This window comes from Enterobacter sp. 61D5 (assembly GCF_034107965.1).
Lineage (GTDB): Bacteria > Pseudomonadota > Gammaproteobacteria > Enterobacterales > Enterobacteriaceae > Enterobacter > Enterobacter cloacae_M.
Genome location: NZ_JAWNFK010000006.1, coordinates 429,165 through 453,364, shown reverse-complemented (window position 1 = coordinate 453,364; position 24,200 = coordinate 429,165). Strand labels below are relative to the sequence as shown.

Annotated in this window: 5 protein-coding genes; 4 read left to right on the top strand and 1 reads right to left on the bottom strand. The window is 60.1% G+C overall.

The annotated features are described in order from the left end of the window. The first annotated feature begins 86 nt into the window (after positions 1-86). The 3 genes from UTM25_RS07260 to UTM25_RS07250 all read left to right on the top strand — a co-directional run bounded on the left by UTM25_RS07260 (position 87) and on the right by UTM25_RS07250 (position 21,594). Positions 87-18,092, top strand: coding sequence for an Ig-like domain-containing protein (locus UTM25_RS07260; protein WP_320714543.1), 18,006 nt, complete (start codon positions 87-89; stop codon positions 18,090-18,092). Positions 18,093-18,268: 176 nt separating this feature from the next. Then, a complete protein-coding gene (locus UTM25_RS07255; protein WP_194399179.1) occupies positions 18,269-20,449 on the top strand; it encodes a type I secretion system permease/ATPase in 2,181 nt (726 codons plus the stop codon). Beyond that, the gene (locus UTM25_RS07250) at positions 20,446-21,594 is read left to right on the top strand and encodes an HlyD family efflux transporter periplasmic adaptor subunit (protein WP_320714541.1); all 1,149 of its coding nucleotides are present in this window, start codon (positions 20,446-20,448) and stop codon (positions 21,592-21,594) included. Before UTM25_RS07255 ends, UTM25_RS07250 begins: the two co-directional genes overlap by 4 nt. Here the strand turns inward: UTM25_RS07250 and UTM25_RS07245 are convergent. Further along, positions 21,570-22,454, bottom strand: coding sequence for a MarR family transcriptional regulator (locus UTM25_RS07245; protein WP_194399181.1), 885 nt, complete (start codon positions 22,452-22,454; stop codon positions 21,570-21,572). The two genes, UTM25_RS07250 and UTM25_RS07245, sit on opposite strands and share 25 nt — an antisense overlap. A 276-nt stretch (positions 22,455-22,730) precedes the next feature. Here UTM25_RS07245 and UTM25_RS07240 point away from each other — a divergent pair, with 276 nt between their 5' ends. After that, positions 22,731-24,194 (top strand): EAL domain-containing protein, encoded by a 1,464-nt coding sequence (locus UTM25_RS07240; protein WP_194399182.1) that lies wholly within the window; start codon positions 22,731-22,733, stop codon positions 24,192-24,194. Positions 24,195-24,200 lie beyond the last annotated feature (6 nt).

Here is a 24,200-nt window from a genome sequence, read left to right as displayed (position 1 = left end):
AAATAATGGGTGTTTTTTCCCAGGGATAGCTACATCCGTCTGGTGGACATATCCACAGGAATCCGTACACCTGCAAGGAGAAGAATATGAGTAACATGAAAGTTGTTGATGTCATCATTCGCAAAACGGCGGAGAAAACGAAATTAACCGGCGAAGGAAATCTGTCGGTCTCTATTTCATCCCCGAGCGTGATTGAAATCCAGGGCTCTGCTCAGGATGTGGCGCGTTATGTCCGCCAGGGGAAAGACCTCCTCATTTATATGAAAGATGGCAGCGTTATTCGCTGCAATAACTATTTTGTCGAAGATCCAGAGACGCATAATCAGTCAGAGCTGGTGTTCAACGATCGTCAGGAACTGACGCATATTTCTTTTGCCGATGCCGGGGAAGCGTCAGGCGCTGCGGTGACCGAGTTAACCGCGCAGGCCACACCGATTAGCAGCATTCAACCTTTCCTCGAGCAGGAAAGCGTTTTAAGCGACGCGCCGTGGGGCTGGATTGCGGGAGCGGCGTTAGGCGGCGGTGCCATCGGGGCACTGCTGGCAAACGGCGGTGACGGCGAAACTAAAACAAAAGTCATTGATAATACCAAAGAAGTTGAAAGCGCCACGCCGACCTTCTTGCTGTCGGATAAAGCGGGTGACAAGCAGGGCGTGCTGAGCGCAAACGAGATCACGGACGACAGCAACCCAACCTTTAGCGGTACCGGCCAGCCGGGCGCGACCATCCAGATCAAAGACAGCAGCGGCAGCACCATTGCCAGCACCATGGTCGGTACAGACGGCACGTGGACGGTAATATTACCGACCCAGACTGACGGGGAGCACACCTGGTCGGTCGTGCAGATCGACGGCAGTAAAACCACCTCTGCGGGCAGTATCACCGTGACGGTCTCTACCGCCGATGCCGCCATTACGCTGGCCACCACGGCGGGCGATAACGTGCTGAACGCCAGCGAGCAATCCGCAGGCTTTGCGCTTTCCGGTGCCAGCAAAAACCTGGCGCAGGGTACCGAACTCACCGTGACGCTGAACGGCAAAACCTACGCGGCTGAAGTCGGGGCAGACGGCGCGTGGAGTGTTAACGTGCCTGCGGCGGACGCGCAGGCGCTGGGCGACGGTACCTGGACGGTCAACGTTAGCGGTAAAGACGCGGCGGGTAACACCGTCAGCGGAAGCCAGACGATTGGGGTGGATACCACCGCGCCAACCCTCTCTGTCGATACCCTCGCGCAGGACAACATCATTAATGCGGCTGAGCACAATCAGCCGCTGACCCTGACCGGTAAAACGAATGCGGAAGCCGGTCAGATCGTCACGGTCACGCTGAACGGTAAAAACTATAACGCCACGGTGGGCAGCGACGGCACCTGGTCCGTCACGCTTGATGTGAACGACGTACAGGCGCTCAATGAGGGTAATCACACCCTGACGGTTAACGTGAGCGACAAAGCGGGCAACGGCTCGTCCGTGACGGCAGATTTCACGGTGGATACCGCCGCGCCGGTCGTTACCGTCCATACCGTGGCGGGCGACGATATCCTGAATATCAGCGAGCAGGGCCAGGCGCACATTATTTCCGGCCAGGCGAGCGGTGCCGCCGCGGGTGATGTGGTCACCGTGACCCTTGGCGGCCAGACCTTCACCGGCGTGGTGCTGGCGGACGGCAGCTGGAGCGTGGGCGTTCCGGCGTCCGTGCTGGGCGCGCTGGGTGAAGGCAACCACACGCTTTCGGTTTCCGTCACTGACGCGGCAGGCAACACCGGCAGCGCCACGCACGGCATTACGCTGAGTGGACATCCGCCGGAATTTACGATTGACGCCATCAGCCAGGATAACGTCCTGAATGCCCAGGAGGCGATGCAGCCCCTGAGCCTGACCGGCACCAGCAACCTGCCGGACGGCACCGCCGTCACCGTGACGCTCAACAACGTCAGCTATCAGGCCACCGTCGAAAACGGTATCTGGGCGGTCCAGGTGCCGGTTTCCGACGTTCTGAATCTGGCGAACACGCTTTATACCGTCAGCGTCAGCGGGACCGACAGCGTGGGGAACAGCGGTTCTGCCGAAGCGAATCTGCTGGTTGATACCGTTCTTCCGCAGGTCATTATCAATACGTTTGCGGGCGACAACCTGGTCAATAACGCCGAAGCGGGCGTCGATCAAACCCTCAGCGGTCGCGTTACCGGCGCGGCGGCGGGCGATACCGTCTCCATCACCGCAGGCGGCAAGAGCTACACCGCAACGGTTGGCAGCGATCTGACCTGGAGCGTGAAAATCCCGTCAGCGGATCTTCAGGCGTTCGGCGACGGGGATTTAACCTTCACCGCGTCCGTCACCAACGGGCACGGCAATACCGGCACCGGCGAGCGGGATATCAATATCAACGCGGAGCTGCCGGGCCTGCGCGTGAACACCATTTCCGGCGATGACGTGATCAACGCCATCGAACAGCAGCAGGATCTGAGCGTCACCGGCTCCAGCACCCATCTGGCCGCGGGCACGCAGATTATCGTCACTATCAACAGCGTGGAGTACGTCACCGCGGTTAACGCCAGCGGCAGCTGGCAGATCGGCGTTCCGGCGGCGGACCTGCAGGCCTGGACGGCAGGCGGCATGACGGTTAGCGTCAGCGCGGTAGATGCCTGGGGCAATCCCGTTGCGGCTGAACACCCGATTGAACTCGATCTGAACGCCGTGGCGGTCACCATTGATACCGTTTCCGGCGACGACCTGCTGAATGCGGCAGAAAAAGGCAGTGATTTAACCCTTTCCGGCCAGACGCAGGGCGTGGAGGCGGGGCAGACCGTGGTGGTAAAATTCGCCGACCAGACCTTCACCGCGCAGGTGCAGCAGGATGGCTCCTGGAGCCTGACCGTACCCGCCAGCGCCATGGAAACCCTGATCGACGGGCGCGCGCAGGTGAGCGTCAGCGTCACTAACGTCAGCGGCAACAGCGCGGACGCCGCGCGCGTGGTCACGGTGGATACGCAGCCTCCGGCGATTACGCTCGATAACCTGACCGCCGACAACATCATCAACGCGGCTGAAGCGCAGCAGGATTTAGCCTTAAGCGGTACCAGCACTGCGGAAGCGGGCCAGACGGTCACCGTGACGCTGAACGGCAAAACGTATCAGACCACGGTTCAGGCGGACGGTACGTGGCAGCTGAGCGTGCCTGCGGCTGACGTGGGTGCCCTGACGGACGGCATTGTGACCGTGACGGCCACCGTGAGCGACGTGGCGGGCAACGCCAGCAGCGCGGACCGCGTGGGTCTGGTGGACGCAACCGTACCGCAGGTGACCATTAACGACTTTGTCACCGACACCAACACCGTTAACCAGCTCGCCCATTCACAGGCGCAAATCCTGAGCGGCTCCGTCACCGGTGCGGCGGCGGGCGATCTGGTCACCATCACCATTAACAGCGTCGACTACACCACCGTGGTGGATGCGGCGGGGAACTGGAGCCTTGGCCTGCCGGCGTCCGTCGTGCAGGGGCTGACTGACGGCACCTGGACAATCGACGTCTCCGTGACCGACCGATCCGGTAATACCGGAAGCAGTTCGCTGGATGTGGTGGTGAATACCGTGACGCCTGTCATTGGTATCAACACGCTGGCGGCGGACGACGTGATCAACGCAACCGAGAAGGGCGAAGATCTGCTTCTCTCTGGCACCAGCAACCAGCCGGAAGGCACGACCATTACGGTGACCCTGAACGGCATTCACTACACCGCCACCGCTGACGCCAGCGGAAACTGGAGCGTGACCGTACCGGCCTCGGCCGTAAGTGCGCTTGGAGAAGCCCATTACACCGTGACGGCGAGCGTCACGGATAGCGTAGGCAACAGCGCCTCAACCTCGCACGATGTGCTGGTGGACAGCTCGCTGCCGGTGGTAACGATCGACACGCTGGCGGGCGACAATATCGTTAACGCAGCGGAAGTGGCGGCAGGGCAAATCCTGACCGGTAAGGTGATGAACGCGGCGGCAGGTGACGCTGTCACTATTATCCTTGGCGGCCAGACGTACACGGCTACCGTGCAGGACGATCTGACCTGGAGCCTGCCGTTAAGCGAGAGCCAGTTAACCGCGCTCGGCAACGGCGACCTCAGCGTATCCGCCAGCGTGACCAACGCGCACGGCAATACCGGATCTTCTTCTCACGACTTCACCATCGACGCCCAGCTCCCGGGACTGCGTATTGATACCGTGGCGGGTGACGACGTGATCAACATGATTGAACACGCTCAGAACCTGATTGTGTCCGGTACCAGCACCGATCTGGCGGCGGGTAGCACCGTGACCGTGACCATCAACGGCAAAACCTATTCGGCAACGGTACTGGCGGACGGCACCTGGCAGGCGGCGGTACCGGCGGCCGATGTGTCCCAGTGGACGGATGGTTCGCTGGATATCAAGGCAAGTGCGCAGGATGCTTCCGGTAACCCGGTGGCTATCGGCACCGTCGTGGATGTCGATCTCGCGCCTGTCGCCATCACCATCAGCAGCGTGACCGACGATAACGTTCTCAACGCGGCGGAAAAAGGCCAGGATCTTCTGCTTTCCGGCACCACCTCTAACGTGGAAGCGGGCCAGACCGTGACTATTACCTTTGCGGGTAAAACCTATACTACGACGGTGGATGCCAGCGGCGACTGGACCTGGACCGTACCTGCAGCCGATTTGAGCGGCCTGAAGGACGGCGACGCCAGCGTGCAGGTAACCGTCACCAACGTGAACGGCAACGCGGCGTCTTCGGCGCAGGAATTCAGCGTCGATACCACCGCGCCGACGGTGACCATCAACACCATCAGCCATGACAATATGCTGAACGCGGCAGAGGCGGCGCAGGATCTGACCCTGAGCGGCACCTCTACTGCCGAAGCGGGCCAGACGGTCACCGTGACCTTCAACGGCAATCAGTACACCGCGCAGGTGCAGGCGGACGGCAGCTGGACGCTCGACGTTCCGGCGGCGGATATGGCGGGCATCGCCGACGGCAGCGCGGCGGTCACGGCGACGGTGTCCGATAAGGCAGGCAACCCGGCCAGCGCGGGCTCCTCGGTGCTGGTCGACACCACCGTACCGCAGATTAGCTTCAACATCGTCGCGGGCGACGACGTCGTGAATATTGCCGAGCACGGCCAGGCGCTGATCGTCTCCGGCAAGGTCACGGGCGCGCAGGCGGGCGACGTGATTACCGTGACCCTGAACGGCAAAGACTACACCGCCATGCTGGACGCGTCCGGCAGCTGGAGCGTGGGCGTTCCGGCGGCGGACGTGGGCGCGCTGGTTAACGGCGAGCAGACGATCTCCGCGACCGTCACCGATAAAGCCGGTAACAGCACCACCGCGACGCACGAGTTTGACGTCTCCCTGACCGCGCCGGTGATTGCCATCAATACCCTGGCGATTGACGACGTGATCAACGCGACCGAGAAAGGCCAGGATCTGCTGGTGTCCGGCACCAGCAACCAGCCGGACGGAACCACCATTACGGTGACCCTGAACGGTATCAGCTATACGGCCACCACCGACGCCAGCGGCAGCTGGAGCATCACCGTTCCGGCGGCAAACGTTTCTGCGCTGGGCGAAGCGAGCTACGTCGTGACGGCGAGCGTAACCGACGCGGCGGGCAACAGCGCAAGCACCGGCCACAGCGTGCTGGTCGACAGCGCGCTGCCGCAGGTCACCATCAATCCTGTCGCCACGGACGATGTCATTAACGCAGCGGAAGTGGCTGCCGGGCAGACTCTGAGCGGGAAAGTGAGCGGCGCAGCGAGCGGTGACACTGTCACGATTTCAATCGGCGGCAATACATATACCGCGACGGTTCAGGACGATCTGAGCTGGTCGGTCAACGTGCCGTCCACGGTCTTAACCGCCATCGGGAACGGCGATCTGACCGTGTCAGCCAGCGTCACCAACGGCCACGGCAACACCGGAACCGGCGAGCGCGAAATCGTTATAGATGCCAACCTGCCGGGTCTGCGCGTCGATACCGTGGCGGGCGACGATGTAATCAACAGCATTGAGCACGCTCAGAACCTGATTATCACCGGCTCCAGCGAAGGCCTGGCAACGGGCGCGGCGTTAACGGTGACCGTCAACGGCAAAACCTACGCCGCAACCGTGCTGGCGGACGGCACCTGGACGGCGGCCATTCCGGCGGCGGACGTCAGCGCGCTGAATGCGGGCACGATTGCCGTGACCGTGGAAGGCCAGAGCGCGGCGGGTAATCCGGTTTCCATCAGCCACGACGTGAAGGTGGATCTGGCGGCAGTCGCCATCAGCATTAACCCGATTGCCTCGGACGACGTAATCAACGCGGCTGAGAAAGGCGCGGACCTGGTGCTGTCCGGCTCTACCTCCAACGTGGAAGAAAACCAGACCGTCACCATCACCTTCGGCGGCAAGTTGTACACCGCGACGGTCGATGCCAGCGGCAACTGGACGGCGACCGTACCGTCCGCCGATTTGGGCAGCCTGAAGGACGGCGATGCCAGCGTGCAGGTGAGCGTCACCAACGTGAACGGCAACAGCGCGTCCGCGGGCCGCGAGTACAGCGTGGACGCGACCGCGCCGACGGTGTCTATCGAGATCGTCAGCGACAACAACATCATCAATGCGGCCGAAGCGCAGCAGGATCTGGTTATTAACGGCGTGACCAACGCCGAAGCGGGCCAGACCGTCACCGTGACGCTGAACGGCGTGGACTACACCACCACCGTTCAGGCAAACGGCAGCTGGAGCGTGACCGTTCCGTCCGCGGATCTGAGCGGCATTACCGACGGCAACTACACCATCAGCGCCGCCGTGTCTGATAAGGCGGGCAACCCGGCCTCTGCGGATCGCGACGTGCTGGTCGATACCACCGTCCCGCAGCTGACCATCCACACCGTTTCCAACGACGACGTGATCAACAGCGCCGAGCATGCGCAGGCCCTGATTGTCACGGGTTCCGTGACCGGTGCGGCGGCGGGCGACGTGGTCACCGTCACCCTCAACGGCAAATCGTACACCGCCACCCTGGATGCCTCAGGCAACTGGAGCGTGGGCGTGCCTGCGGCGGACGTTACCGCGCTGGCCGCCGGAGATTACACCATTACAGCGGCGCTGACCGATAAAGCGGGCAACAGCAACAGCGCCACGCACGGCGTAGAGGTGAATCTGACCGCGCCGGTGCTGACCATTGACACCGTTTCCGGTGACGATGTGATCAACAACGCCGAGAAAACCCAGGATCTGACTATATCCGGTACGGCTTCCGGCCTGGCGGCAGGCGCGGTGGTGACCGTGATGCTGAACGGCAAAGCGTACAGCGCGCAGGTGGACAATAACGGAAAATGGACGACTACCGTTCCGGCGAACGAGGTCGGTCAGCTGGGCGAGGCGCTTTATACCGTCACCGCCTCAGCGACGGACAGCGTCGGCAACAATACCAGCACGTCGCACACCGTGAACGTGGAATCCGTTCTGCCGGGCGTGATCGTCAACACCATTGCGGGTGACGACGTCATTAACGCGGCGGAGCTGGCAGCCGGGCAGACCATCAGCGGTAAGGTGGTGAATGCCGAAGCGGGCAACACCGTGACCGTGACGATTGGCGGTAACAGCTACACCGCAACGGTGCAGAGCGATCTCACCTGGTCCGTGAACGTGCCGTCCGACGTGCTGACCGCGCTGGGCAACGGTGATTTGACCGTGTCAGCCAGCGTCACGAACGGGGTGGGCAATAGCGGAACGGGCGAGCGCGAAATCGTGATAGACGCTAACCTGCCGGGCCTGCGCGTGGATACCGTGGCGGGTGACGACGTGATCAACAGCATCGAACACGGGCAGAACCTGATTATCACCGGCACCAGCGACGGGCTGGCGGCGGGCGCGGCGCTGACCGTGACCGTCAACGGCAAAATCTATCCGGCGACCGTGCTGGCGGACGGCACCTGGAGCGCGGCCATCCCGGCGGCGGACGTCGGAGCCCTGGCAGCAGGCACGGCTACCGTGACCGTTGCGGGCCAGAGCAGCGCCGGTAACCCGGTTTCCATCAGTCACGATGTGACGGTGGATCTGGCGAGCGTTGCCATCAGCATTGACGTCATCGCCACCGATGACGTGATTAACGCGGCCGAGAAGGGCGCAGATCTGGTGCTCTCGGGGGCAACCTCGAACGTTGAGGAAAACCAGACCGTCACCATCACCTTCGGCGGCAAGAGCTACACCGCGACGGTAGACGCCGACGGCAAATGGACCGCCACGGTGCCTGCGGCCGAACTGGCGGGCCTGAAAGACGGCGACGCCAGCGTGCAGGTGAGCGTCACCAACGTTAACGGCAACAGCGCCTCGGCGGGCCGCGAGTACAGCGTGGATGCAACCGCGCCGTCCGTGACCATCAATACCCTGGCGACCGACGATATTCTGAACGCCGCAGAAGCGAAGAGCGATCTGACCGTATCCGGCACCACCACCGCCGAAGCGGGCCAGACGGTCACCGTATCGCTGAACGGCAAAGACTACACCACAACCGTCAGCGCAGACGGCAGCTGGACGCTGAACGTCCCGGCGGCCGATCTGGCTGGGTTAACCGACGGCAGCGTGACCGTCACCGCATCGGTCAGCGATAAAGCGGGCAATCCGGCGTCCGTGGACCACAACCTGGCGGTAGATATCACCGCGCCTGCGGTGACTATCAACACCGTGGCGGGCGACGATGTCATTAACATCGCAGAACACGGCCAGGCGCAAATCATCAGCGGCACCGCCACCGGCGCGGGAGCGGGCGATAAGGTGACCGTCACCATCGGCGGCCAGACCTACACCACCGTGCTGGACGCGGCGGGGAACTGGAGCGTGGGCGTACCGGCCAGCGTGATTTCCGGCCTCAGCGACGGCACCGTGACTGTGACTGCATCAGTCACCGACGCGGCGGGCAACACCGGTACCGGCAGCCATAACGTGACCGTTGATACCGGCCTGCCATCGGTGGCCTTCAACGCCATCAGCGATGACAACGTCCTGAACGCGGTAGAAAAAGGTCAGGATCTGAGCGTCAGCGGCACCAGCGCCAACCTGGCGGAAGGCACCGTGGTGACCGTGACCCTGAACGGCAAAAACTACGCGGCCACGACGGCGGCAGACGGCACCTGGAGCCTGACGGTTCCGGCAGCGGATCTGGCCGGTCTCGGCCAGGCCAACTATACCCTGAACGCGACCGCCACCAACGGCGTGGGCAACAGCGTCAGCAATACGGCGAACCTGCTGGTGGACACCGCGCTGCCGACCGTCACCATCAATACCGTGGCGGGCGATAACGTCATCAACGCGGCGGAAGTGGCGGCAGGCCAGACCCTGAGCGGCACCGTGGCGAACGCCGAAGCGGGCAATACCGTCACCGTCACCCTTGGCGGCAACAGCTACACCGCAACGGTGCAGAACGATCTCACCTGGTCCGTGAACGTGCCGTCCGACGTGCTGACCGCGCTGGGCAACGGCAGCCTGAGCGTAACGGCGACCGTCACCAACGGCCACGGCAACACCGGCACCGGCGAGCGCGAGATCGCTATCGACGCTAACCTGCCGGGCCTGCGCGTCGACACCGTCGCGGGTGATGACGTGATCAACACCATCGAGCACGCGCAGAACCTGATCGTCACCGGCTCCAGCGACGGGCTGGCGGCAGGCACGGCGCTGACCGTCACCGTCAACGGTAAAGACTATGCGGCCACGGTGCTGGCGGACGGCACCTGGAGCGCGGCGATCCCGTCCACCGACGTGAGCGCGTGGCCGGAAGGTACCGTCAAAATCAGCGTTACCGGCGACAGCTCTGCGGGCAATCCGATCACCATCAGCCACGACGTGACGGTGGATCTGGCGACCGTTGCCATCAGCATCAACGCCATCGCCACCGACGACGTGGTTAACGCGGCTGAGAAGGGCGCGGATCTGGTGCTGTCCGGTGCGACCACCAACGTGGAAGCCGGGCAGACCGTGACCATCAGCCTGAACGGCAAAATCTATAGCGCGACAGTAGACGACAGCGGTAGCTGGACTTACACCATACCGTCAGCGGATCTGGTCCACCTCAAGGACGGTGACGCCAGCGTGCAGGTGAGCGTCACCAACGTGAACGGCAACAGCGCCTCGGCGGGCCGCGAGTACAGCGTGGATGCGACCGCGCCGTCCGTGACCATCAACACCCTTGCGGCTGACGATATTCTGAACGCCGCAGAAGCGCAGTCCGATCTGACCGTATCCGGCACCACCACCGCCGAAGCGGGCCAGACAGTGACCGTGACGCTGAACGGCAAAGACTACACCACAACCGCAGGCGCGGACGGCAGCTGGACGCTGAGCGTTCCGGCGGCGGATCTGGCATCACTCGGCGACGGCAGCGTGACCGTGACGGCGAGCGTCAGCGACAAGGCGGGCAACCCGGCGTCGGTCGATCATACTCTGACGGTAGACGTGACCGTGCCTGCGGTGACCATCAACACCGTGGCGGGCGACGACGTCATTAACCTCGCAGAACACGGCCAGGCGCATATCGTCAGCGGCACCGCCACCGGAGCGGCAGCGGGCGATAAGGTCACCGTCACGATTGGCGGGCAGACTTACGCCACCGTGCTGGACGCGGCGGGGAACTGGAGCGTGGGCGTACCGGCCAGCGTGATTTCCGGCCTCAGCGACGGCACCGTAACCGTCACTGCGTCAGTCACCGACGCGGCGGGCAACACCGGTACCGGCACGCATAACGTGACCGTTGATACCGGCCTGCCGTCCGTGGCGTTCAATGCCATCAGCGGCGATAACGTGCTGAACGCGGTGGAAAAAGGTCAGGATCTGAGCGTCAGCGGCACCAGCGCCAACCTCGCGGAAGGCACCGTGGTGACCGTGATCCTGAACGGCAAAAACTACGCGGCCACTACGGCGGCAGACGGCACCTGGAGCCTGACCGTTCCGGCTGCGGATCTGGCGGGTCTGGGCGAAGCCAACTACACACTGAGTGCGACTGCGACCAACGGCGTGGGCAACAGCGTCAGCAATACGGCTAACCTGCTGGTCGACACCGCGCTGCCGACCGTCACCATCAACACCGTGGCAGGCGATAACGTCATCAACGCGGCGGAAGTGGCCGCAGGCCAGACCATCAGCGGTAAGGTAGCGAACGCGGAAGCGGGCAACACGGTAACCGTGACTATCGGCGGCAACAGCTACACCGCAACGGTTCAGAGCGATCTCACCTGGTCCGTGAACGTGCCGGAGTCCGTCCTGACGGCGCTGGGCAACGGCGATTTGACCGTGTCGGCGACCGTGACCAACGGCCACGGCAACACCGGAGCGGGCGAGCGCGATATCGCTATCGACGCCAGCCTGCCTGGTCTGCGCATTGATACCGTGGCGGGCGACGATGTGATCAACAGCATCGAGCACGGGCAGAACCTGATCGTTACCGGCTCCAGCGACGGGCTGGCGGCAGGCACCACGCTCACCGTGACCGTTAACGGCAAAACCTATGCGGCCTCCGTGCTGGCAGACGGCACCTGGAGCGCGGCGATCCCGGCGGCAGACGTCGGGGCCCTGGCTGCGGGCACGGTTACCGTGACCGCTGCAGGCCAGAGCGCGGCGGGCAATCCGGTGACCATCAGCCATGACGTGACCGTCGATCTGTCAGCAGTGGCTATCAGCATCGATGCGATTGCCACCGACGACGTGATTAACGCGGCGGAGAAGGGCGCGGATCTGGTGCTCTCCGGCAGCACCTCGAACGTGGAGGAAAACCAGACCGTTACCATCACCTTCGGCGGCAAGACGTACACCGCGAAGGTGGATGCCGACGGTAACTGGACGGCCACCGTGCCGTCTGCGGATCTCGCGGGTCTTAAAGACGGCGACGCCAGCGTGCAGGTGAGCGTCACCAACGCGCACGGCAACAGCGCCTCGGCGGGCCGCGAGTACAGCGTGGACGCCACCGCGCCAACCGTGAGCATCGATACGGTCGCTGGCGATAACGTGATTAACGCCAGCGAAGCGGCTGCGGGCGTGGCCATTTCCGGCACCACTACGGCGGAAGTCGGTCAGACGGTCACCGTGACGCTGGGCGGTAAGAGCTATACCGCGCAGGTGCAGCAGGGCGGTATCTGGAGCGTGAACGTGCCTGGCTCCGACCTGTCCGCACTGGCGGATAACGGCTACACCGTGCAGGTCAGCGTGAGCGACGCCGCGGGTAACCCGGGCAGCGCGGGCAAAGCGATTACGCTTGATACCACGCCGCCGACCGTCAGCTTTAACGCTGTCGCGGGCGATAACGTCATCAACAGCGTTGAGCACGGGCAGGCGCAGATCGTCAGCGGCACGGCAACCGGCGCGAGCGTCGGCGATAAGCTGGTCATCACCATCGGTTCGAACCAGTACACCACCGCCGTTGACGCCAGCGGTAACTGGAGCGTGGGCGTGCCGGCCAGCGTGATTTCCGCGCTGAACGACGGCACCGTGACCCTCAGCGCGACGATTACCGACAGCGCGGGCAACAGCAGCACCCAGACCCACGATATGGTGGTGAACACCGCCTCCGTGGCGCTGACCATCAACACCGTTAGCGGCGATGACGTCATCAACGCGGCTGAAGCCGGTTCGTCCCTGGTGATTAACGGCTCCAGCGCCCAGTTCGCCAGCGGGACTCAGGTCACCGTGACGCTGAACGGCAAGAGCTATACGGCCACCATCCAGAGCGACGGCAGCTGGACGACCACCGTACCGGCCGCCGACGTGGGCGCCCTGGCCGATGGCGCGAGCTATCATGTGTCCGTGTCGGCGCAGGACAGCGCGGGCAACAGCGCGTCGGCGACGCACGGCATCAGCGTGGATACCACCGCGCCGGTCGTGAGCATTGCGACGCTGTCGGGTGACGACATGCTGAACGCGCTTGAAGCGCAGCAGCCGCTGACCGTGCACGGCTCTTCCAGCGCGGAAGCGGGTCAGACCGTCACCGTGACGCTGGGCGGTAAAACCTACACTGCAACCGTGGCAAACGACGGCACATGGACGCTCGACGTGCCGGCGGCAGACCTGGCCGCCCTGAGCCAGGGCGCGCTGACGGTGACCGCCTCGGTCAACGACAAAGCCGGTAACAGCGGCCAGACCACGCACACCTTAACGGTAGATACCGTCGCGCCAACCGTGACCATCAGCACCGTGGCCGATGACGATATCGTCAACAACGCGGAGCAGCTGGCGGGTCAGACCATCAGCGGCACCACCACGGCGGAACAGGGCCAGACGGTGACCGTCTCCTTCAACGGGCACAGCTATCAGGCGACCGTCGGGGCGGACGGATCCTGGTCGGTCTTCGTGCCGGGCCGTGATTTCCTCGGCCTGAGCGACGGAGATTACACCATCACCGCTTCGGTAAGCGACAGGGCGGGCAACCCGGGCAGCGCAACGCACGACGTGACGCTGAACGGCGATGTCCCAACCATCACCATCAACACCTTTGCGCAGGACGATATCGTCAACGCCGCCGAGCACGGCACGCCGCTGGTCATCAGCGGTACCACCGACGCGCCGGCAGGCCAGACGGTGACCATTACGCTGAACGGTAAAACCTATGCGGCTACCGTCCAGAATGACGGCACCTGGAGCTATACGGTCGGCAGCGCAGACGTGACCGCGCTGGCAGACGGCGGTTCGTACGTGATTAACGCGCAGGTAAGCAACACCATCGGCAACAGCGCCAGCGATAACCACACCGTCACCGTGGATCTCACCGCGCCGTCGATGGGGATCGGTATTGATTCACTGCAAAACGATACCGGCCTGAGCGCGAGTGATTTCATCACCAACGACGCTAAGGTCGTGGTCAACGGCTCCCTGACCGCGCAGCTCGGCAATAACGAGAAGGCGCAGATCAGCCTGGATGGCGGCGTCACCTGGATTGACCTGACCGTGACCGGCACCACCTGGCGCTACACCGATGGCCGCACCCTGACGGACGGCACGTATCAGTACCAGGTGCGCGTGATTGATAACGCGGGCAACGTGGGGGCGACGTACAGCCAGGACGTGGTGATTGACCTGACGAAGCCTGCGGCAACCACCATTACCGTGGATTCCATTACGCAGGATACCGGTCTGTCCGGCAGCGACTTTATCACCAGCGACAACCAGATCAGCCTGAAGGGGACGCTCGGCGCGGCGCTGGGCAGCGGCGACCACGCGCAGATCAGCCTCGACGGTGGCGTCACCTGGACCGACGTCAGCGTCAGCGGCCTGAGCTGGACGTATGTTGATGGCCGCACGCTGGCCGACGGCGATTACAACTACCAGCTGCGCGTGATCGACGACGCGGGCAACATCAGCGCCACCGCCTCTCAGGTGGTGACCATTGATACCGTTGCCCCGGACGCCAGCAAAACCATCGCCATCGACAGCATCAGCGACGATACCGGCCTGAGCAGCAGCGACTTTATCACTCGCGATACGTCCCTGACGCTGCACGGCTCGCTCGGCGCGACGCTGGCCGACGGCGAGTATGCCCAGATCAGCATTGACGGCGGCGTCACCTGGCAGAACGTGATCGTCACCGGCAACAGCTGGTACTACGTGGACGGCCGCACGCTGGGTAACCAGACCTATGACTACTACGTCCGCGTGGTGGATGCGGCCGGTAACGTGGGGGCCAGCGCCCATCAGCAGGTGACCGTCGATACGGTCGCCCCGGATGCGGCGATTACGGTGACCGTGGATAACATCACCGTGGATACCGGCTTCGACAATAACGACTTCCTGACCAGTTCGACCTCGTACACGCTGCACGGAACGCTCGGCGCTGAACTTGGCGCGGGTGAATTCGTGCAGGTGAGCATGGACGGCGGCAGCACCTGGGTATACGCCACCGTAAGCGGTACGCAGTGGAGCTATAGCGATACGCGTACCCTGACCGACGGCAGCCATAATTACCAGGTGCGGGTCGTCGACCAGGCGGGGAACGTTGGGGCAACCACCTCGCAGGCGGTGACGGTGGATACCCAGGCGCCGCAGTACGGCATCACCATCGACAGCATCAGCGACGATACCGGCCAGTCCGGCAGTGATTTCATCACCATGGACACCACGCTGACCATCAACGGTTCGCTGGGCAGCGCGCTGGCAAACGACGAGCGCGTACAGATCAGCCTGGACGGCGGGAATACCTGGTCAGACGCCACGGTCACCAACCAGCGCTGGAGCTACACCGATACCCGCGATCTGCCTGACGGGGACTACACCTACCAGGTGCGGATTATCGACCAGGCGGGCAACGTTGGCTCCACCGCCTCTCAGTTGGTGACGGTGGACACCACGCCGCCGACCACGGTAGGCACGGTAGTGAGCTATACCGACGGAGAAGGCGAACGTCAGGGCACCTTTGGCAGCTCGGTGGCAACAGACGATAACTCGCCGCTGATCAACGGGACGCTTAACCGCGCCCCGGACGACGGTGAAATTGTGCAGCTCTATCGTGACGGCGTCCTGCTCGGCCAGGTGACCATGAACGGCAGCGCAAGCTGGTCCTTCCAGGACAACGGCCTGAGCGACGGTAACCACACCTACATTGTGCGCGTCACCGACAGGGCCGGTAACTACACGGAATCCGACGGCTTTGTGCTGAACGTTGATACCAGCATCCCGACCACCACGGCGGCGATTACCGCACAGACCACGTCGGACACCACGCCGATTGTCAGCGGTACCGTCTCCGCTGACCTGGTGAACGGTGAATACCTGGTGGTGACGGTGAACGGAAAAACCTACACCTCGCAGACCGGCGGCGCGGTGGTGGTCGACCCGGATCACAACACCTGGTATCTGCAGATCCCGGACAGCGATGCGCTGAGCGTGTCGAGCTACAGCGTGACGGCGCAGGTGAAGAGCAGCGCGGGTAACGGCAATACCACGGGCACGGCGACAGGCAGCCTGGTGATCGATACGACCTCGGTGAATACCGACTGGGCGACCACGGCGGGGAACAGCAACAACTCCACCATGACCCTCGGCATTAACAGCAGCGGTCTGTGGAATATCATTGCTAACGGCCAGTCGTACTCCAGCAGCGATAGTTCGACCTATGCCGGAAATACGCTGACCAATACCCGTAACTACTACGTGGTGAGCCAGACCGCCGCCGACTTTGACCGTAACGGCACGCAGGATATCTTCGCGACGGAAAATACCTACGCGGGGTCAACGCAGGTGATGTGGACCTACGATGGCAGCACCTATAACGCCAGCCAGCTGGCGATGGGCACCACCATCTGGTACGGCGGCGTGATTGCTTACGACAAAACCGGTGATGGTTATCTGGATCTGGCGTACGGTGACTCCGGCGCGGACTCCATAACCTATCTTATCAACAAAAACGGGGTACTCTCGCCTGACGGCACCAACGGCGGCGCGGGTTTCTGGGGACAGTTCACTACCATGCGTGAAATCTCCGGCGTCGATATTAACAATGACGGCACCGTGGATGTGGTTCAGCACACCAACCGCAGCAGCGCGTACTCGTTAACCGTGATCAACAACAACGGTAACGGCACGCTCTCTATCGGCCAGAACCTGACCAACGTGTTTGTGGTAAACGCCTCGAATACCACCACGGCGGCGTCCATGACGTGGGCGGACTTCAACGGCGATGGCTATATGGATCTGTACCTGGGCAGCAGCTACAACAACAACGGCGGGGTGATTTACTACAACGACGGGACCGGGAAGCTCTCTGCCACCAAGAGCGCGGTGGAAGCCTCTAACGCCACGGCCGGCTATCTGTCAGTGGCGGTGGACTGGAACGGTGACGGGCAGATGGACATCATCAAGCTCAGCACCTACGGCGGGGCGCAAACGGCGACGCTGTTCACCAACAACGGCTACGGTTCCACCTGGAACTCCAGCCAGCTGGCATCCGGCATTGCCTACGCCACCGGCGTGGCGGCTGTGGACTACAACTGGGACGGCGCTCAGGATCTGCTGGTGTCTCAGCAGAACGGCAAGGTGGTGCTGGTGCAAAACAGCAAAACCATTGCTGACGGCACCGCGATGCATCTGCACATTGTCGACAGCGAGGGCATCAACGCCTACTACGGCAACACGGTCAAGCTGTACAACTCTGCGGGCGTGCTGGTGGCCTCGCAGATCATCAACGCCCAGTCCGGTATCGGGTCGAACGATACCTCTGCGCTGGTGAGCTTCTACGGTCTGGATCCGAATGAGACCTACTCGGCGGAGATCCTGAAGATCACCAACGGCGTGTCGGACAATGTGACCTGGAGCGGCCTGGAGGCAGGCAATGGCAAAGAGGGCTATGTCCTGACGGCCGAAGCCGCCACCGGCGGTCACAGCGGGACCATCACCGGGACCGGGTATAACGACACCTTTATTGCAGAGGATGGCACCTATACCTACAACGGCTCCGGCGGCTGGAATACCCATTCCGACTACGATACCTGGAGCAACACCGGCGGGATGGACGTGGTGGATTACCGCAACGCGACCTCCGGCGTGACCGTTGACCTGCGCCTTTCAACCGCGCAGGACACCGGCTTCGGTACCACGCGGCTGTTGAACATTGAAGGCATTAACGGCTCGGACTTCGACGACGTCATTACCGGCAACAGCGGTGATAACCAGTTCGAAGGGCGCGGCGGGAACGACACCTTCAACATCGGCAGCGGCGGTCACGATACGTTGCTCTACAAGCTGATCAATGCCTCAGACGCAACGGGCGGTAACGGTCACGACGTGGTGAACGGCTTTACCGTCGGCACCTGGGAAGGGACGGCGGACACGGATCGTATTGACCTGCGCGATCTGCTCTCCGGCAGCGGCTACACCGGCACGGGCTCGGCGAGCTACGTGAACGGCGTGGCCACGCTGGACAGCAGCGCGGGCAATATCAGCGATTACATCCGCGTGGTGCAGAACGGCAGTAATACCGAGATCCAGGTTGACCTGGACGGTACCGGCGGTCAGTTCTCGCCAACCACCCTGGTGACGCTGAACGGCGTGCAGACGGATCTGGCGACGCTGCTGGCAAACCATCAGCTGTTAATTGCGTAAACCAACGCCGCGGGGAGCGATCCCCGCGGCCTTTTGCGTTTCTTTACATGAATAGTGATAACCCTATATTTCACATGATTATTTTGCGGGCTCGTTTAGAAAGTGTTCGATTTTTAATCATTCCGTAAAGGTATCATTTCAGTGCGAAATTACCGCTCTGGACAGGACGTAGCATTATGAAGACACATCCACAGTACGAACCCTGGCTGCAGGGCATGCTCATCATCGCGAAGCACTACCGGCTGGATTTCTCAGCGGAGCATGTTCGGGTCACGATTAACCATGAAAGCCAGTCTCCACGCCAGCTGGTGCTGGAGGAGATGGCGCGTCAGCTTGGGCTGGGGATGCGTGTGGTGGCAGCTGAATCGGTATCCCTCGATCCCTGGCGCCTGCCGCTGCTGGCGGAATTTACCGGCGGACAAATCGCGGTCATTAACCGCATGGACAAAGAAGGCAACGTCAGCCTGCAGTTTAGCGGCGACGCGGGGCTGGAGACGACGCTGACGCGTGAGGAGCTGGGTTCACGGTTAACAGGCCTGATGGTGCTGCGCCCACTCGAGTCCACGCCGGATGCCCGCGTGGACGACTACATCAAACCGTATGAGAAAAACTGGTTCTGGCAGCTGGCGCTGAAGGACTGGCGACGCTACAGCGACATCATGCTGGTGGCGCTGGTCGCCAACGTGCTGGCGCTTTCCGGGATGGTCTTTTCCATGCAGGTCTATGACAGGGTGGTACCGTCGCAGTCGGAAGCCACGCTGTGGGTCCTGTTTGGCGGCGTAATGATCGCCATCGTGTTCGAATTCATCATGCGCATGCTGCGCGTGCATATTTCTGACGTGGTGGGGAAACGCGCCGACCTGCGTATCTCTGAACGCGTTTTTGCCCACGCGCTGCGGATTAAAAACGGCGCGCGCTCGAAATCAACCGGATCGTTTATTGCCCAGATCCGCGAGCTGGAGTCGGTGCGCGAGCTGATCACCTCCACAACCATTGCGGCGATTTCCGATCTGCCGTTCTTCCTGCTGTTCGTCTTTATTCTGTGGATGATTGGCGGCCCGCTGGTGCTGGTGGTCCTGCTCGCCGTGCCGCTGCTGCTCATCCCCGGCCTGCTGGTGCAGCGCCCGCTGGGGAAACTCTCCAGCGAAGGGATGCGTGAATCTGCCATCCGCAACGCCACGCTTGTGGAAGCGGTGCAGGGCATTGAAGACATCAAGCTCATGCGCGCCGAGCAGCGTTTCCAGAACCAGTGGAATAATACCAACGACGTCGCCGCCAGCGTCGGCATGAAGCAGCGCTGGCTGACGGGCCTGCTGCTCACCTGGACTCAGGAGGTGCAGTCTATCGTCTACGCGGTGGTGCTGCTGGTGGGCTGTTACCTGGTCATCAGCGGCGACATGACTACCGGTGCGCTGGTGGGAACCTCGATTCTGGCGTCGCGCACCATCGCGCCGCTGTCGCAGATCTCAGGCGTGCTTTCGCGCTGGCAGTCGGCAAAGGTGGCCCGCAAGGGGCTGGACGACCTGATGCAGCGCCCGATTGACGATCCGCAGCACGGCAAGAAGGTGCATAAAGCCCACCTGCGCGGCGACTATGCGCTTGAGGACGTCGGGTTTTATTACGACGAGGAAGAGAAACTCACCGTGCTCAACATCAGCAAGCTGCAGATCCGCGCCGGAGAGCGCGTGGCGGTGCTCGGGCGCAACGGCTCCGGGAAAAGCACGCTGCTGCAGCTTCTGGCGGGCATGCAGGAGCCGCAGCAGGGCAGCATCCTGCTCGACGATATTGCCCTCAATCATCTGGACCCGGCAGACGTGCGTCGCGACATGCAGCTGCTCAGCCAGCAGGCCCGGCTGTTCTTTGGCTCCGTGCGGGATAACATCCTGATGGGGAATCCGTTAGCCACCGACGATGAGATTCATCAGGCGCTGGTGAACAGCGGCGCGCTGGAGTTTGTGCGCAAACAGAAAATGGGGCTGAACTACATTATCAACGAGGGCGGAGCAGGGCTGTCCGGCGGCCAGCGTCAGGCGCTGCTGCTGGCGCGCGCGCTGATTACCTCCCCGAATATCCTGCTGCTGGACGAGCCTACCGCCTGGCTGGACGAAATGAGCGAGAAGCAGTTTATTCAGCATCTTCACAAATGGCTGGGTAAACGCCGGACGCTGGTCGTGGCGACGCATCGCCTGCCGATTCTGGACCTGGTCGACCGCATCATCGTGCTGGAAAACGGCAAGGTGGTGATGGACGGCCCGCGCGACGCCATCCTGCACCAGCACGGTATGGCGCCGCAGAAAACGGCTCAGCGCACCGTGACCATGAAGCCGGCGACGGTTGCACAGGAGGGCGCGGCATGAATGATTTATCTCGTTTCAATAGTCGACTGAAGGAGCCACGCCTGCCGCGCTCGTCACTAGTGGCATGGTCGCTGTTCGCCCTGCTGGTGGCGTTTATCACCTGGGCAAGCCTGTTCCATCTTGATGAAGTGACGACCGGCAGCGGTAAGGTCATACCGTCTTCTCATGAGCAGGTCATCCAGTCTCTTGAAGGCGGCATTATCCACAGCCTGATGGTGCGCGAAGGTGACATCGTGGAACGCGGGCAGCAGCTCGCGCAGCTTGACCGGACAAAAACCGAGTCGAGCGTGCTGGAGAGCGAGTCTCGCCTGAATGCGGCGCTGGCAACCGCTGCGCGTCTGAAGGCTGAGGTGAACGACACGGCGCTCGCGTTTCCGGAGGAGCTGGATGACGACGTTGAGCTGGTCAAACAGGAAACGGCGCTCTATCAGTCCCGTCGTGAAAGTCTCGAAAAAGGGCTGGCCGGGTTGCGTCAGGGCGCCGAGCTGGTGCAGCGCGAGCTGTCGTTAACTCGTCCACTGGTGACCCAGGGGGCAGCCAGCAAGGTTGAGGTATTACGTCTTGAGCGTCAAAAAAATGAGCTTGAGAATAAAATCACCGAGATGAAAAACCAGTATTACGTTCGCGCCCGCGAGGAGCTGGCAAAAGCCAATGCGGAGATTGAGGCCCAGCGTTCGGTGATGAAAGGGCGTGAGGACTCCCTGACCCGGCTGACCTTTAATGCCCCGGTTCGCGGGATCGTGAAGGATATTGACGTCACGACCGTGGGAGGCGTTATCCCGCCGAACGGCAAGCTGATGAGCCTTGTCCCGCTTGACGATCAGATGGTAGTCGAAGCGAAAATCTCGCCGCGCGATGTGGCGTTTATTCATCCTGGCCAGAAAGCGCTGGTGAAAATTACGGCCTATGACTACTCCATTTACGGCGGGCTGGAAGGGGAAGTGACCATGATTTCGCCGGACACCCTGCAGGATGAGGTGAAAAGGGATGTCTATTACTATCGCGTCTATATTCGTACCGACAGTAACCATCTGACCAATAAGCAGGGTCAGGAATTTCCGGTCTTTCCGGGCATGATTGCCACCGTTGATATTAAAACCGGCAGCAAAACCATTCTGGATTATACGGTTGACGTCACGCTTTGAGCGTGGCGTCGCTCTTTAGGCACAACGTTGATGTAATGCGTAACATACGCAAAATATAATCCGGCATAATTTTCGACGAGTTCGATAAACGCCGGATATACCGACAACCGACCATCACCCCGATCTTTCAGATAGCCCGCCTCTTGAGCCGATTTGATAATCCGGTTGACGTGGATGCGCGAAACGAAAAATTCTTTTGCCAGCGTGCTTGCTGAATAGTTAATGATGGCACCGTGGGCGGATTTATTTTTCATAGCCTGCAGGTAAATATAAAGCATAATCATGCGCCCTCCATCTTTGTCGATAAATAGCCCCACCTCAGGCAATACCTTTCTGAACGTTAATCCCCGGAAAAGATATTCTGCCGCGCGGCGGAAAAAGTTGTTTCTCAAAATGTCATTATCCAGTAGGTTAACATTAATATTGAATGCTGGATAAAGAATGCTGACGGGCAGAAAAGCGCCGGTCATATATCGCTTAAGTTCATTAAGACCTTTTTCAGTCGGTACGATTCGCGTTTTACGTCTGTCTTCCGTGCAGCGCCAGGTCCTGATGCGTCCGGTGGTTCTCAGTATTGTAATGATCGCAATAACGCTGTTGGGGCTGGCTATCTTATAGCGAGAACATAAGTCTTTAATTTCTGAGACGGACTCGGCCTGATTTCCAAAAATAAAACAACACATGGCGAGGATAATGTTAAATCGTGATTCCTGCAGCATTGTCTTGTAGAAAAGAGGTTGTTTTTTGTAGATGGTGTCATTAATTGTGTAGTGCTCTAATATTGCCTCACTAAACCGCGGGTTGTTCTTTATAACATCCCTTCGATGTAGCAAGGCCCTGGATGAGATATGATTATCCATAGCATTTTTTCTCGTATTTGAATGAGCCGATAGATGAAGTATCCAGTCTTCTTTTTCGGAATTTTCATTATACCTGAGAATAAAACATTTGCCGTGGTTATTTGAAAATAAAAGTATATTTAAACGACGGTGATTAACGCAAAGATGTTCCTGCGAGTTCAGCGGATAACTGTTTCTTACCCTGAGGCGGTACTGTAAAATTAATGTTTATAACAGGTGCGTTAAATTATACGTATTTACAAATGGAAATGGCGCTTTCGTGCCCAGGAGCAGTTTATGACCCACAAAATTTCTCTCAGAAATGGGGCGTGCGATGAACAAAAATTTGTCATCTCAGCCTGCGGTTTTACGTTCCAGGGATATCGTCTGATCCTTGAGCAGTACGGAATACAGGCTTCGCATATTCACTTTGAGGGGGATGAGATATCCCAACAGGATGTAGAAAATATCCTTATAAATCAAAATGCTCATATTGTGGTGTTTCTCGGGAAAGGTATCGTCAATCTCCTGGAAAGCCTGAAGCGGCTGGCATCCTTGCTCAATACACTACACGTAATTCGACGCGTCACTCTGTATGGCGACATACCGGATGGCTGGCTTTATCGAACCCTGGGCAGTCTTTTAAATAACAGTTATCAATTATCATTGATTCGTATAGCTCGCGTTTCAGATATCGTAATCTGTACTCATACGCACCATCAAGGTTTTAAGGAGCGCTCGTACTTATTACGCGATCGCTGCAGGGATAATTCTTCGCAAGAAAACGTAAAGTGGCTAACAAAAAGAGAGATTGACGTTTTATTAAATTTCTACCGTGGTATGTCCGTAAAAGAAATGTGCGACGAAATGGGGCTTTCTAATAAAACGGTTTATACCCACCGTAAGGAAGGCGTGCTGAAATTACGCTTAATTAAACGATGGTTACACGATTCGCACAATTTCAATGCGAGAAGAAATATCAAGCAGCGTAGCCAAAATACGGATTTTACGGATAAGGAATCAGAGATTTTTAATGCATTATATAAAAAAGAGATCTTCCCTGCCTATCAGATCATTACCGATCGTGACAAAAAGGGCGTAGGCTTTGAGATACTGATTCGCTGGAATAAAAACGGTAAAATTGTCAAGCCAGCCAGTTTTCTCACGGATATCTCAAACCATGAGATATGGTTGAAAATAACGGCGTTAGTCATCCATGCCGCCGTGTCGGGTATTAATAAGTATAACGGTAAATACTATTTTTCTGTGAATATTCCGCCTCGCCTGGCTTCCGGGAATGCATTGCCTGATATGGCAAAGAAAGCTATCGACATGCTGCTCAAACCGCAGTGGGCCGAGAAGCTGGTCTTTGAATTTGCGGAAGATATTGACGTCACGAAGGACAAAAGGATCCCTGAAACCATGCGGCATTTGCGTGACACGGGGTGCCGACTGTTTCTGGATGACTGCTTCTCTAATCATCAAACCATGTTCCCGGTTCGGCAGGTGCATTTTGATGGACTCAAGCTGGATCGGGACATCGTTGAGCATTTTGTGGCAAACGACAACGACTATAACCTGATTAAAGCGATACAGCTTTACAGCGACATGACCGGAACGGACTGTATTGCCGAGGGGGTTGATAGTGAAGAAAAGTTTGAAAAATTAGTCGCGCTGGGCGTCAAAAACTTTCAGGGTTATTATTTATCGCGGGCCGTGAAAGAGGATGAGTTAGATCGCATGGTCAGGATTTTTAGCTAAGAAAAA

What these genes read in the sequence shown, in the direction of transcription:
- UTM25_RS07260 (WP_320714543.1), top strand. Translation starts at nt 87, where the DNA reads ATGAGTAACATGAAAGTTGTTGATGTCATCATTCGCAAAACGGCGGAG.
- UTM25_RS07255 (WP_194399179.1), top strand. Translation starts at nt 18,269, where the DNA reads ATGAAGACACATCCACAGTACGAACCCTGGCTGCAGGGCATGCTCATC.
- UTM25_RS07250 (WP_320714541.1), top strand. Translation starts at nt 20,446, where the DNA reads ATGAATGATTTATCTCGTTTCAATAGTCGACTGAAGGAGCCACGCCTG.
- UTM25_RS07245 (WP_194399181.1), bottom strand. Translation starts at nt 22,454, where the DNA reads ATGGATAATCATATCTCATCCAGGGCCTTGCTACATCGAAGGGATGTT.
- UTM25_RS07240 (WP_194399182.1), top strand. Translation starts at nt 22,731, where the DNA reads ATGACCCACAAAATTTCTCTCAGAAATGGGGCGTGCGATGAACAAAAA.